Here is a 13702-nt window from a genome sequence, read left to right as displayed (position 1 = left end):
TAAAACACCCCCCCCCCTCGCGCCGCCTGCGTCTGTTTTTTATACCAGCCCCCCCCGCGCCGGCCCGCCCTGGGGGGGGGGGGCGGGCCCCCCCCGCCCCCCCCCCGCCGCTCACCCGATCAGCTCTCGCTGCTGTCGACCCAGCTCATCAGCTTGCGCAGCTTCTTGCCGGTGGTCTCGAGCAGGTGCGCCTCGTCGGCCTTCTTGTACTCGTTGTACTTCGGCAGACCGGCCTTGTACTCGGCCATCCAGGTGTTGGCGAACTCGCCGTCCTGGATCTCGGCGAGGACCTTCTTCATCTCGGCCTTGGTGGCGTCGGTGATGATGCGGGGGCCGGTGATGTAGTCGCCCCACTCGGCGGTCTCGGAGACCGACCAGCGCATCTTCTCCAGGCCGCCCTCGTACATGAGGTCCACGATGAGCTTGAGCTCGTGCAGGCACTCGAAGTACGCGATCTCCGGCTGGTAGCCGGCCTCGGTCAGGGTCTCGAAACCGGCCTTGACCAGCGCGGAGGCGCCACCGCAGAGGACGGCCTGCTCACCGAACAGGTCGGTCTCGGTCTCCTCGGTGAAGGTGGTCTTGATGACGCCGGCGCGGGTGCCGCCGATGCCGGCCGCGTACGAGAGCGCGAGGGCGAAAGCGGTGCCCGAGTGGTCCTGCTCGACGGCCGCGATACACGGAACGCCGCGGCCCTCCTCGTACTGGCGGCGGACCAGGTGGCCCGGGCCCTTCGGGGCGACCAGGGCGACGTCCACGTTGGCCGGGGGCTTGATGAAGCCGTAGCGGACGTTGAAGCCGTGGCCGAAGAAGAGCGCGTCGCCCTCCTTGAGGTGGTCCTTGATGGACTCCTCGTAGATCTCGGCCTGGAGCGGGTCCGGGGTGAGGATCATGATGACGTTCGCCCATTCGGCGGCCTCGGCCACCGGGAGGACCTTCAGACCCTGCTCCTCGGCCTTGGCCTTGGACTTCGAGCCCTCCTTCAGGCCGACGACGACGTCGACGCCGGAGTCACGGAGCGACAGCGCGTGGGCGTGGCCCTGGCTGCCGTAACCGATGACCGCGACCTTGCGGCCCTGGATGATGGACAGGTCGGCGTCGTTCTCGTAGAACAGCTCGGCCACTGGGATATCTCCTTGGTGCGCTGGTGTTGCTCCCACCGTACGGCGGGGAACGGAATCTGAGTTTCTCGGTCTCGCGATGCGAACGTCAGGCGCTGCGGTCGAGCGCGCGCAGGCTGCGGTCCGTGATGGACCGTCCGCCACGCCCTATGGCGATGGTGCCGGACTGCACGAGCTCCTTGATGCCGAAGGGTTCCAGCATCTTGAGCATGGCGCCCAGCTTGTCGGTGCCGCCGGTGGCCTCGATGGTGACGGCCTCCGGGGAGACGTCGACCGTCTTGGCGCGGAACAGCTGGACGATCTCGACGATCTGCGAACGCGTCTCGTTGTCGGCGCGGACCTTCACCAGGACGAGTTCGCGCTCGATCGCGTTGTGCGGCTCCAGCTCGACGATCTTGAGCACGTTGACCAGCTTGTTGAGCTGCTTGGTCACCTGCTCCAGCGGGAGGTCCTCGACGTTCACGACGATGGTGATGCGGGAGATGTCGGGGTGCTCGGTGACACCGACCGCGAGGGAGTCGATGTTGAACCCGCGGCGGGAGAACAGTGCGGCGATCCGGGCGAGGATGCCGGGCGTGTTCTCGACCAGGACGGAGAGCGTGTGCTTGGACATGTGAGGCGTTCTCTCTCTCGGCTCTCTCGGCTCAGTCGTCTTCGTTGTCGCCGAAGTCGGGACGGACGCCCCGGGCTGCCATGACCTCGTCGTTGGAGGTGCCGGCGGCGACCATCGGCCACACCATGGCGTCCTCGTGGACGATGAAGTCGATGACCACCGTACGGTCGTTGATGGCGTTGGCCTCGGCGATGACCTTGTCCAGGTCGGCCGGGTCCTCGCAGCGCAGGGCGACGCAGCCCATGGCCTCGGACAGCTTGACGAAGTCCGGGACGCGGGTGCCCTTGCGGGGGGCGACGGACTCGCCGAGCTGGGAGCCGACGGTGTCGTGGCCGGTCTCGTCCGCGTGGAGCACGGTGTTCGAGTAGCGCTGGTTGTAGAACAGCGTCTGCCACTGGCGGACCATGCCCAGCGCGCCGTTGTTGATGATCGCGACCTTGATCGGGATGTTGTTCAGCGCGCAGGTGACCAGCTCCTGATTGGTCATCTGGAAGCAGCCGTCGCCGTCGATCGCCCAGACCGTGCGCTCGGGCATGCCGACCTTGGCGCCCATCGCGGCCGGGACCGCGTAGCCCATGGTTCCGGCGCCGCCGGAGTTCAGCCAGGTGCGGGGCTCCTCGTACTTCACGAAGTGCGAGGCCCACATCTGGTGCTGGCCGACACCGGCCGCGAAGACGGTGCCCTGCGGCGCGAGCGCGCCGATCCGCTCGATGACCTGCTGCGGCGAGAGGCTGCCGTCCTCGGGCAGGTCGTAGCCCAGCGGGTAGGTGTCGCGCCAGCGGGTGAGGTCCCGCCACCAGGCGCTGTAGTCACCGGCGTTGCCCTCGGTGTGCTCGGCCTGGACGGCCTGGATCAGATCGGCGATGACCTCGCGGGCATCGCCGACGATCGGGACGTCGACCGCGCGGTTCTTGCCGATCTCGGCCGGGTCGATGTCCGCGTGGATGATCTTCGCGAACGGGGCGAAGCTGTCCAGCTTGCCGGTGACGCGGTCGTCGAAGCGGGTGCCGAGCGCGATCAGCAGGTCCGACTTCTGGAGCGCGGTGACGGCGGTGACCGCGCCGTGCATGCCGGGCATGCCGACGTGCAGCGGGTGGCTGTCGGGGAAGGAGCCGAGCGCCATCAGGGTGGTACAGACCGGCAGGCCGGTCAGCTCGGCGAGGACCTTCAGCTCGGCGGTCGCGCCGGACTTCATGACGCCGCCGCCGACGTAGAGGACCGGGCGCTTGGCCTGGCAGATGAGCTTGGCGGCCTCGCGGATCTGCTTGGCGTGCGGCTTGGTGACCGGGCGGTAGCCGGGGAGGTCCTGGGAGGGCGGCCACGCGAAGGTGGTCTTCGCCTGCAGGGCGTCCTTGGCGATGTCGACGAGGACCGGGCCGGGGCGGCCGGTGGCGGCGATGTGGAAGGCCTCGGCGATCGTCCGCGGGATGTCCTCGGCCCGGGTGACCAGGAAGTTGTGCTTGGTGATCGGCATGGTGATGCCGACGATGTCCGCCTCCTGGAAGGCGTCGGTGCCGATCGCCTTGGAGGAGACCTGGCCGGTGATGGCGACGAGCGGGACGGAGTCCATGTGCGCGTCGGCGATCGGGGTGACCAGGTTGGTGGCACCGGGGCCGGACGTGGCCATGCAGACGCCGACCTTGCCGGTGGCCTGCGCGTAGCCGGTGGCGGCGTGGCCGGCCCCCTGCTCGTGGCGGACCAGGATGTGACGGACCTTCTTCGAGTCCATCATCGGGTCGTACGCGGGGAGGATGGCGCCGCCCGGAATACCGAAGACGGTGTCGCACCCCACCTCTTCGAGAGAGCGGATGAGGGACTGCGCACCCGTGACGTGCTCAACTGCGGCGGACTGGTGTCCGCCGGAACGGGGCCGCGGCTGCGGATGGTGGGCCCCGGTGGCCTGCTCGGTCATCGGCATTCTCTTCTCGAAGCTGAGGGTTTTACGAGGATTCGACTCTGTGCCAGTGCAACAAAAAACCCCTCGTGCCGGGAGGCAAGCGAGGGGAGCGCGTCGGGTGCGTTGAGCGGGGACATGCTGGTCCCGGCTTCAGCCGACGCGCTTTCCAAGTACGAGAATTCGGGTGCGCATGACACTGACCCTCCCTCCGGCGGGAGGGTGATGTCAAGTAGGTGGGACGGGCGTCTCATCATGTGAGCCTCTGCGCATGGCCATCGATCCCCCGGAGGAACCACCGGCCAGGGCGGGCTGCACCGCACCACCCGGTACAGGGAACGTACCGCGCACCAGCGCACGCCGCAGCCTGTATTCGTCGAGCGGTCCGGAGAAGGCCATTCCCTGGCCGTGGGTGCACCCCATGGCACGCAATGCCAGGACCTGCTCGGGCAGGTCCACCCCGTCGGCCACCGATTGCATGCCCAGGTCGTTTGCGATCCGCAACAGCCCTGCGGTGATCTTGTGGAGGCGGGCGGATTCCACGACGCCCTCCACCAGGCCGCGATCCAGCTTCAGCATGTCCACGGGGAGGCGCCGCAGGGCGCTGATGGCCGCGTAGCCGCTGCCGAAGCCGTCCAGCGCGATCCCCACCCCGAGCCGGTGCAGGGCGGTCAGGCGGCGTTCCAGGTCGTCGAAGGGCACTCTGGGGTCGGATACGGCGAGCTCCAGGACCAGGGCCCCGGAGGGCAGCCCGTGCCGGGTCAGCAGCGCCTCCACGGAGCCCAGGGGCACGGCCCGGTCGAGCAGCCGCTGGGCGGTCATCCGGACGGCCACGGGTACGTCGTGCCCGGCCCGGTGCCGGTCGGCGGCCTGCTCCACGGCCTGCTCCAGCATCCAGCGCCCGAGCTCGGCGCTGCGGGTGCTGGTCCCGGCGACGAAGCCGGGCGGGGTGTCCGTGCCCGCGGCCGAGCCCTCGCTGTACTCGGCCACCCGGAGGAACTCCGCCGGGGTGAAGAGGATCCCCTGGGCCGAGCGCCAGCGGGCCTGCGCGGCCACGGCGGAGACCTCGCCGGTGGCCAGCGAGACCACGGGCTGGTGGAGCAGCGCGAACTCCCCCTCGTGGAGCGCGGTCCGCAGCCGCCCCGCCAGCTCGGCCTTCCGCACGACCTCGGCCTGCATCTGCGGGGCGTACAGCTCGACGCGGTCCTTGCCGCCGGCCTTGGCCCGGTACATCGCGAGATCCGCGTTGCGCATCAGGTCCGAAGGGGTGATGCCGGGGTCGGCGAAGGCCACGCCGATGCTGGCGGCGACCCTGACCTCGCTGCCCGCGATGCGGTACGGCTGGGAGAGCGTGGTGCGCAGCCGGTCGGCGATCTCGTGCACCTGGTACTCGCGGGCGCTGCGGTCGCGGCTGCCGTCGCCGAGGATCAGCGCGGCGAACTCGTCCCCGCCGAGGCGGGCCGCGGTGTCCCCGGCCCGGACCGAGTCCTGGAGCCGGCGGGCGGCCTCGATGAGCAGCTCGTCGCCGGCCTGGTGGCCGATGGTGTCGTTGACCGCCTTGAAGCCGTCGAGGTCGATGAAGAGCACGGCGGAGCTGTGGTCGCCCGCGCGCCGGCCGGTCAGGGCCTGGCGGACGCGGCGGGTGAACAGCGCCCGGTTGGGCAGGTCGGTCAGCGGATCGTGCTCGGCGCTGTGCTGGAGCTGCGCCTGGAGCCGGACCCGCTCGGTGACGTCGCGGCTGTTGAGGATGAGCCCGCCCTGGTGGCGGTTGACGGTGGACTCCACGTTGAGCCACTCGCCGCCGCCCGACTTGAACCGGCACTCGATGCGGGTGGTGGGCTCCTCGGTCGGCGGAGCGGCCAGGAAGCGGCGTACCTCGTGGACCACTCTGCCGAGGTCGTCGGGGTGGATCAGGGTCGCGAGCTCGGTGCCGACCAACTCCTCGGCCTCGCGGCCGTAGACCCCGGCGGCGGCGGGGCTCACGTACCGCAGGGTGCCGGTGGGCGCGGCGATCATGATGACGTCGCTGGAGCCCTGGACCAGGGAGCGGAAGTGGTTCTCCTTCTGGGCCAGTTCCTGGGTGAGCGCGATGTTGTCGAGGAGCATGATGCCCTGGCGGATCACGAGGGCGAGTACGACGGTGCAGCCGGTGAAGACGACCATGCGGTCGACCTTCCGGCCGTCCACGACGTTGTAGAGGATGCCCAGGGTGCACACCGCGGCCGCGAGGTACGGGGTGAGGGCGGGCAGCGATCCGGTGATGGGGCGGCTGTGCGGCCTCTCGACGCGCCGGGTCCCGGCCGGTTCCGGTGCGGGATGCAGGCGCCGGGCGCCCCAGGGCGCGTAGGCGAGCAGCAGCGAGCCGGCGAACCAGCCGGCGTCGAGCAGCTGGCCGGACTGGTACTCGGCGCTCAGCAGCGGTGAGGTGAACAGGGCGTCGCTGAGCACGGTCAGGGCGAGCGCGGCGATGGCGGTGTTGACGGCGGAGCGGTTGGTCTCGGACCGCCGGAAGTGCAGGACCAGGACCATCGAGACCAGCGCGATGTCCAGGAGCGGATAGGCCAGCGAGAGGGCGGCGCGCGGGACGCTGCCCGGGGCGCCGGACTGCGCGGTCCGCGCCGCGTGGGCCAGCGCCAGGCTCCAGGAGAGGGTGAGCAGCGAGCCGCCGATGAGCCAGGAGTCGAGCCCGAGGCAGACCCAGCCGGCCCGGGTGACGGGACGCTTGGCGAGGACGAGCAGGCCCACGATGGCCGGCGGGGCGAAGCACAGGAAGGCGAAGTCGGCCAGCGAGGGCTTGGGCACGTCCTGGCCGAGGATCACCTCGTACCAGCCCCAGACCGCGTTGCCGGAGGCGCCCATGAGGGAGGAGAAGGAGAAGAGCAGCCAGGCGGGGCGCTCGCGGCTGTCGATCGCCCGCGCGTAGGTGTAGCAGGAGACCGCGGCGAGTAACCCTGCCGCGCTCAGCCCGAAGTCACCCATGATCTCGGCGACTTCCTCCGATCCCCAGTTGAGGGCGGCGCCGACGGCGTATCCCCCGCTGACCAGCGCGAGGAGCAGCTGCATGGCCAGGCCCCTGCCTCCGCCCGAAAGGGACGGGCGGTTCAGGAGCGCCGCCCCCGGGGCGCTCACCGGTCCCCCTCGCCCGCTGGTTCCGGTGCGGCCCACTCTCGGCACCGTCGCCTCCGGCGGCTCTGCCACGTCGGATCCTTCGCCCATTGGCCGTGCATCGCCCGTCGCCCCCCAAAGTGTCCGATCACTCCCCAGCGCCAGACGTTCGTGGCGCAGCCCCTTCTTCCGGACGATACACCACTTTCGTTACTCAGCGACATGGCTTCTCTACGCTCCGTTACCAAGCGGGGAGTTGTTCCCACCGAACGCATCCGGGTGACTGCGGAGCGTGCGCACGGTGCGTCAGGTGGTGATCAGTACCGTGTGCTCCACGGGATCTCCGGCGGCGAACCGGGTGAGCTGGCGTGCCAGCAGGCGCTTGGCCCGCGGCTCGAAAGCCGTGCTGCTGCCGCCGACATGGGGCGTGATCAGGACGTTCGGAGCATGCCAGAGCGGGTGGCCGGCGGGCAGCGGTTCCGGGTCGGTCACGTCGAGGGCCGCGCACAGCCGGCCCGACTCGACCTCTGCCAGCAGGGATTTGGTGTCGACGACGGGGCCGCGCGCAATGTTCACCAGCAGGGCGCCGTCCTTCATCCGGGCGAGGAACCCGGCTCCGGCCAGCCCGCGGGTGGCGTCGGTGAGCGGGGTCGTGAGGATCACCACGTCGGCGCCGGGCAGGAGTTCGGGCAGATCGGCCAGGGCGTGGACGGGTCCGCGCGGTGTGCTGCGGGCCGAGCGCGCGACGCGGGTGATCCGCCCGCACTCGAAGGGCACGAGCCGGTCCTCGACGGCCGAGCCGATCGACCCGTAGCCGATGATCAGTACGGACTTGTCGGCGAGGGCGTCGTAGACGCCGAACCGCCATTCCTCGCGGTCCTGGCCGCGGACCATGCCGGGGATGCCGCGCAGGGAGGCGAGGGTCAGGGCGAGCGCGAGCTCGGCGGTGCTCGCCGTGTGCACCCCGGCCGCGTTGCACAGGCGCACTCCGGGACGCAGTTCGGCGAGGCCGCCGAGGATGTGGTCCGTGCCCGCGGTGAGGGTCTGCACGACCTCGACGGCGGGCATGGCGGCCAGCGGACGCACGGTGACCGCCGGGGACTTCATGTACGGGGTGACGTAGAAGACGCAGTCGGCGGGATCGGCCGGGAAGGCGTCCTCCCCGTCCCAGTGGCGGTAGGTGAAGGAGTCGGGCAGGCCGTCGATCTCCCGGGCGGGGAAGGGGAGCCAGACGTCACGGGTCTTTACAGTCATGATCAGGAGGCTATGCCAGGCGTGCGGATCAGGCCGTTGGCTAGGTTGGTGCCGGACCGGGAGGGGGACCCACGGGTGGAGCGCAGGTCGATCGGGGCGGGGGCGCTGACGGTGGGCGCCGTCGGGCTCGGCTGTATGCCGATGAGCTGGGCGTACGCGCCTTCGCGGCGGCGGGGGCAGGAATCCCTGGCGGCGGTGCACACGGCGCTGGACCTGGGGTCGAACCTGCTGGACACGGCCGATCTGTACGGGCCGTTCACCAATGAGCTGCTGCTGGGGCGGGTGCTCGCGGAGCGGCGGTCGGAGGCCTTCGTCTCGGCCAAGGTCGGGCTGCGGGCGGGGGACCAGCACGTGGTGGCCGACGGGCGGCCGGGCTATCTGCGGCGGGCCTGCGACGCCTCGCTGCGGCGGCTGCGGACCGACGTCATAGACCTCTACCAGCTGCACCGGGTGGATCCGGACGTGCCGGTGGAGGAGACCTGGGGCGCGATGGCGGAGCTGGTGGGGGCGGGGAAGGTGCGGGCGCTCGGGTTCTGCGCGCTGGGTGCGGGGGCCGGGCCGGGGGCCGGGCGGCGCGGGGACTGGGCGTACGCGACGACCGTGCGGCACCTGGAGCGGGCGCAGCAGGTGTTCCCGGTGAGCGCGGTGCAGGCGGAGCTGTCGGTGTGGTCGCCGCAGGCCGCGTGGCAGCTCCTGCCGTGGTGTGCGGCGCGCGGGGTGGGGTTCCTGGCGGCGATGCCGCTGGGCAGCGGGTTCCTGACCGGGACGCTGACTCCGGGCGAGGGCTTCGAGTCGGAGGACGTGCGGGCCCGGCATCCGCGGTTCACCGCGGACGCGATGGCTTCGAACCAGGCGCTGGTGGCGGGGCTGCGCCGGGTGGCCGGGCGGCACGGGCAGGGGGTCACGGTGGCGCAGGTGGCGCTGGCGTGGGTGCTGGCGCAGGGACCGCAGGTGGTTCCGGTGCCGGGGGCGGACCGGGCGCGGTGGGCGGCGGAGAACGCGCGGGCGGCGGAGGTCCGGCTGACGGCCGGGGACCTGGCCGAGATCGCGGCCCTGCCGGTCGCGGTGGGAGCCTGGGACTGACGGGGCCCGGGGCCACAACCACTCGATCGGGTGTACGAGTGGTGGAACTTCGGGAACCGCCGCGGCTGTTGAGTCTGATGAAAGGGCGGGACCGGAAGTCCGGAAGGGAGCAGGGCGATGCGATACGGAACGACTCGCGTGCGGCAGGCGGGGTACGGGGCTTCGGGCGCGGGGCGCCGGGGCGTGCTGGCGGCGCTGGCGCTGGCCGGGTGCGGCGCCCTGCTGGCGTCGGGGTGTTCGCCGGCGGGCGGGCCGAAGGCCGGGCCGGGGAGCTCACCACCGGGTACGGCGGCGGGATCGGGGTCGGCGGGGCCGTCGGGCAGTGCGTCCGCGTCTGCGGGCGCCTCGGTTCCGCCGGCGAAGGGCATGGTGACGGTGACCGGGGAGGTCGCCAAGGGGCTGGAGTCCCCGTGGGGCGTCGCCGAGCTGCCCGGCGGGGACCTGCTGGTGGCCTCGCGGGACAAGGGGACGGTCAGCAGGATCGCGCTGGGCTCGGGCACGGTGACGCCGATCGGCGAGGTGCCCGGGGTGGCCCCGGGCGGGGAGGGCGGGCTGCTGGGGCTCGCGCTGTCCCCTTCCTTCGCCTCGGACCGGCTGGTGTACGTGTACTTCACGACGGAGTCCGACAACCGCATCGCCCGTATGCGCTATGACGAGCAGCGGCCCGCCGGGCAGCAGCTGGGCGCTCCGGACACGGTGCTCCGGGGGATCCCCAAGGGGCTCATCCACAACGGCGGCCGGATCGCCTTCGGCCCGGACAAGATGCTCTACGCGGGGACGGGCGAGACCGGTGAGACCGGGCTCGCGCAGGACAAGAAGTCGCTGGGCGGCAAGATCCTGCGGATGACCCCGGACGGGGATCCCGTGCACGGCAATCCGGAGGCGGACTCGGTCGTCTACTCCTACGGGCACCGCAATGTGCAGGGGCTGGCCTGGGACAAGGACAAACGGCTGTGGGCGGCCGAGTTCGGCCAGAAGGCCTGGGACGAGCTGAATCTGATCGAGCCCGGCGCGAACTACGGCTGGCCGGAGGCGGAGGGCAAGGCCGGCAGACCGGGCCTGCGGGATCCGGTGGCCGTCTGGAAGACCGATGAGGCCTCGCCGAGCGGGATCGCGTGGGCCGAGGGTTCGATCTGGATGGCCGGGCTGAGGGGGAACCGGCTGTGGCGGATCCCGCTGGCCGGGACGGAGCCGGTGGCCGAGCCGGAGGCCTTCCTGGAAGGCAAGTACGGACGGCTGCGCACGGTGGTGCCGCTGGGCGGGGACCGCTTGCTGCTGGTCACGAGCGAGACGGACGGGCGCGGGTCGCCGGAAGCGGGCGACGACAGGATCCTGACACTGACGGTGCGGTGACCGGCACGGGCCCCGCTGGGGGCGGAAGGTGTGGTGGACACGGTGTTCAACATGATCGAGGAGCTCTTCAACCCGGGACGCAAGCACACGGACGAGGAGAAGAAGCGGCTGGAGCTGTCCCGGGTCGACGTCAATGACGGGGACCCGGGACGGGGGCCGATAGACCTGGACTCCGGCCAGGTGCTCATACGCCTCGGTGAGCAGCCTCCGGCCGGGGACTGACCGGCCCGGCCGGGGCGAAGAGCCGCAGCCTGTGGGCGAGGGCGGCCGCCTCGCCGCGGCCCGCGACGCCCAGCTTGGCCAGGATGTTCGAGACGTGGACGCTCGCCGTCTTCGGGGAGATGAACAGCTCCTCGGCGATCTTGCGATTGGTGCTGCCGGCAGCCACCAGGCGCAGGACGTCCCGCTCGCGGCTGGTCAGGCCGAGTGCCTCCACCGGGTCGGCCTCCGGTTCGGGCGGGGCCGGGGGTGTGTCGGCGGGGGGCAGCGGGAGCCGGGCGCGCTGGGCGAGCAGGGCCAGGTCCTCGCGCAGCCGGCGTGAGCCGAGCCGGTCGGCGGTGGCGTGGGCGGAGCGGAGCAGGGCGGCCGCCGAGTCGCGGCAGCCGCCGGCGGCCAGCAGGGCCTCGGCGAGCCGGTGGCGGGCCCGGGCCAGCAGGTACGGGCGCTCCAGCGGGCGGACGGCCGCTTCCACGGCGGTCCAGTCGGCGACGGTGTCCCGGTCCTCCGCCCGCAGCAGCTCGGCGCGCAGGTACTCGGCGTGGGCCTCCCATACCGGGGCCGGGGTGGGGAGGGGCCGGGCGGCGGTGCGCAGCACGTCCAGGGCCTCGGCTCGGCCGGTGTCGGCGGCGGGCAGGCCCCGGGAGTCCGCCTCGGCCGTCGCGGCGGCGAGGAGCAGCGGCCAGGCGTACCGGTGCTGCCCGAGCGGGAACCCGTACTCGATCGCGGCGGCCGTCTCGGAGCGGACCTCGGCGATCCGGCCCTCCCCCGCGGCGACCCCGACCGCCAGGCGGTAGAGCGGTATCCGGTGCTGGGGCTGGGTGTCGTGGGTGCCGAAGTGGGAGTGGGCGGCGGCGAGCTGGTGGGCCGCCTCGGTCAGCTCGCCCCGGGCCAGGGCGAGGTAGGCCAGCCGTGCGGAGGCGGAGCCGCGCGGGGCTGCGCTCTGGCCGACGAGCAGGGTGCGCCGGGCAGCGGCGGTGGCCTCGTCCCAGCGGCCGAGGCTGTAGAGGCTCTCCGCCATGTTGCCGCGCACCCAGGCCTCGGTGTCGAACAAGCGTGACCTGCCGACGAGTTCCGCTCCCTCTTCGGCCAGCTCCACCGCTTCCCGTGACCGTCCCATGCTTTCCAGCTGAGAGGTGAGGTTGATATGTGCACGTCCCGCGAGCATCGTGAGGCCGAGTTCGGTGGCCCGGTCCTTGACCGTGTGCAGCTCGGTGAGGCCGGTTTCGCCGGTGCCGGAGTCGGTGAGGAGGCAGCCGACCGTGATCCGCGCGTTGAGCTCCACCTCCTCGGCGCCGACCATCCGCGCGTAGGCGACGGCCCGCTGGGCCGCTTCGAGGTTGCCGGGGCCCGGGTTGTGGAGCATGCCCCAGCCCGCGGCCCGGACGAGGACCTCGGCGTGCACCTGGGACGGGGGCAGCCCCCGTACGAGCTCCTGGGCCTTGGCGATCTCCTCCCAGCCGTCGCTGCGGCCGAGGCCGGCCACCAGCCGGGAGCGCTCGGTCCAGAACCAGGCCGCCCGCAGCGGGTCGTGGCCGTCCTCCAGGCTCCGCAGCGCCGTCTTGGTGATCTTCAGGGCGCGTTCCCGCTCCCCGCCGTAGCGGGCCGCGACGGTCGCCTCCGCCAGCAGGTCGAGCCGTTGCAGCGGGGTGCTGGCCGGGTCGCAGCCGCACGGCGGGTACACGTCGGTGTCGTCCGCTGGACGCAGCGCCTCGCGGACCTCGTCCGGGGCGCTGTCCCACAGGTCCATGGCCCGCTCGAGCAGGCGCAGCTGCTCGGAGTAGGCGTGCCGGCGGCGGGCGGCCACGGAGGCGGCGAGTACGGCGGGCAGCGCCTTGGCCGGGTCGTTGGCCTGGTACCAGTAGTTGGCAAGCCGGATGACCCGCTCCTCAGCGCGGATCAGGGTCTCGTCGGCCTCCAGGGCCTGCGCGTAGTGCCGGTTGAGGCGGGAGCGCTCGCCGGGCAGCAGGTCGTCGCTGACGGCCTCGCGGACCAGCGAGTGGCGGAAGCGGTAGCCGTCGCCGTCGGTGGTGGCGAGCAGGATGTTGGCACCCACGGCGGCCCGCAGGGCCTCGATGAGTTCGTCCTCGGTGAGGCCGGCGACGGCGCGCAGGAGCGGGTACTCGACGGTGGAGCCGCCCTCGGCGACGATGCGCACCACGCGCTGGGCCTCGTCCGGGAGGACCTCGACGCGGACGAGGAGCAGGTCGCGCAGGGATTCGGTGAGGCCGGCGCGGCAGCCGCTGGCCTTGGAGGCGACGAGTTCCTCGACGAAGAAGGCGTTGCCGTCGGAGCGTTCGAAGACGGAGTCGACGAAGTCCTCCTCGGGCTGCGTGGCGAGGATCCCGGCGAGCTGGCGGCGCACCTCGGCCCGGTTGAAGCGGGGGAGCTCGATGCGCTGGACGGTGCGCAGCCGGTCGAGTTCGGCGAGGAGCGGGCGCAGGGGGTGGCGGCGGTGGACGTCGTCCGCGCGGTAGGTGGCGACGACGACGAGCCGGCCGCTGGCGAGGGTGCGGAAGAGGTAGGAGAGCAGGTGCCGGGTGGAGGTGTCCGCCCAGTGCAGGTCCTCCAGGACGAGGACGACGAGGCGTTCGGCGGCGAGGCGTTCCAGCATCCGGGCCGTCAGTTCGAACAGCCGGGCGGTGCTCTCCTCGTCGTGCGGGCCGCGCGGGGTGTCGCCGAGTTCGGGGAGGATCCTGGCGAGTTCGCCTTCCTGGCCGGCGGCAGCGGCGGCGAGCTCCTCGGGGAGCTCCCGGTGCAGGGTGCGCAGGGCAGTCGAAAACGGGGCGAAGGGAAGTCCCTCCGCCCCGATCTCCACACAGCCTCCGACGGCGACCACGGCGCCGCGGCGGGCCGCCTCCCCGAGGAACTCCTCGGTGAGGCGGGTCTTGCCGACCCCGGCCTCTCCCCCGATGAGCATCGCCTGGGGCTCCCGGCCGGCGGCGCGGGTCAGTGCGTCGGTGAGCAGGGCCAGTTCGTCGGCTCGGCCGACGAACACCGGGCTGACAGATCTGGTCTCCACGTCGCCGAGCATCGCACAGACGTCCTGCCCGGCGGCACTCGATA

At 72.1% G+C, this 13702-nt stretch carries 9 protein-coding genes; 3 read left to right on the top strand and 6 right to left on the bottom strand.

Annotation, left to right across the window (positions count from 1 at the left end; all coding sequences use genetic code 11):
- Positions 1-119: 119 nt before the first annotated feature.
- The 5 genes from ilvC to ACFWP3_RS12980 form a co-directional block, all read right to left on the bottom strand.
- Positions 120-1121: a ketol-acid reductoisomerase gene (gene ilvC, locus ACFWP3_RS13000; protein WP_384219607.1), complete on the bottom strand. Its 1002-nt coding sequence runs from the start codon at positions 1119-1121 to the stop codon at positions 120-122.
- Between the two features lie 85 nt (positions 1122-1206).
- Positions 1207-1731 carry an acetolactate synthase small subunit gene (gene ilvN, locus ACFWP3_RS12995; RefSeq protein ID WP_069922074.1) on the bottom strand — a complete coding sequence of 175 codons (525 nt, stop codon included), beginning with the start codon at positions 1729-1731 and terminating at the stop codon, positions 1207-1209.
- A 31-nt stretch (positions 1732-1762) separates the two neighbouring features.
- Complete coding sequence (locus ACFWP3_RS12990) at positions 1763-3649, bottom strand: acetolactate synthase large subunit (protein WP_384219604.1); 1887 nt, start codon at positions 3647-3649, stop codon at positions 1763-1765.
- Positions 3650-3853: 204 nt separating this feature from the next.
- Entirely contained in the window at positions 3854-6754 is a 2901-nt protein-coding gene (locus ACFWP3_RS12985; protein ID WP_384219654.1) for a putative bifunctional diguanylate cyclase/phosphodiesterase, read from the bottom strand.
- A gap of 282 nt (positions 6755-7036) precedes the next feature.
- Positions 7037-7984 (bottom strand): 2-hydroxyacid dehydrogenase, encoded by a 948-nt coding sequence (locus ACFWP3_RS12980; protein WP_384219602.1) that lies wholly within the window; start codon positions 7982-7984, stop codon positions 7037-7039.
- Positions 7985-8059: 75 nt separating this feature from the next.
- Between ACFWP3_RS12980 and ACFWP3_RS12975 the strand changes: the two genes are divergently transcribed.
- The 3 genes from ACFWP3_RS12975 (at position 8060) to ACFWP3_RS12965 (ending at position 10642) form a co-directional block, all read left to right on the top strand.
- Positions 8060-9067 (top strand): aldo/keto reductase, encoded by a 1008-nt coding sequence (locus ACFWP3_RS12975; RefSeq protein ID WP_384219600.1) that lies wholly within the window; start codon positions 8060-8062, stop codon positions 9065-9067.
- Positions 9068-9184: 117 nt separating this feature from the next.
- Positions 9185-10420: a PQQ-dependent sugar dehydrogenase gene (locus ACFWP3_RS12970; protein WP_384219597.1), complete on the top strand. Its 1236-nt coding sequence runs from the start codon at positions 9185-9187 to the stop codon at positions 10418-10420.
- A 33-nt stretch (positions 10421-10453) separates the two neighbouring features.
- Entirely contained in the window at positions 10454-10642 is a 189-nt protein-coding gene (locus ACFWP3_RS12965; RefSeq protein WP_384219595.1) for a DUF6191 domain-containing protein, read from the top strand.
- Here ACFWP3_RS12965 and ACFWP3_RS12960 read toward each other — a convergent pair.
- The gene (locus ACFWP3_RS12960) at positions 10605-13670 is read right to left on the bottom strand and encodes an AAA family ATPase (RefSeq protein WP_384219651.1); all 3066 of its coding nucleotides are present in this window, start codon (positions 13668-13670) and stop codon (positions 10605-10607) included. The two genes, ACFWP3_RS12965 and ACFWP3_RS12960, sit on opposite strands and share 38 nt — an antisense overlap.
- Positions 13671-13702: the final 32 nt, after the last annotated feature.

It is taken from the genome of Streptomyces sp. NPDC058525 (assembly GCF_042719495.1).
Classification (GTDB): Bacteria; Actinomycetota; Actinomycetes; order Streptomycetales; family Streptomycetaceae; genus Streptomyces.
The sequence above is the reverse complement of the archived record's forward strand: the minus strand, read 5'-3'. Positions and strand labels throughout refer to the sequence as shown.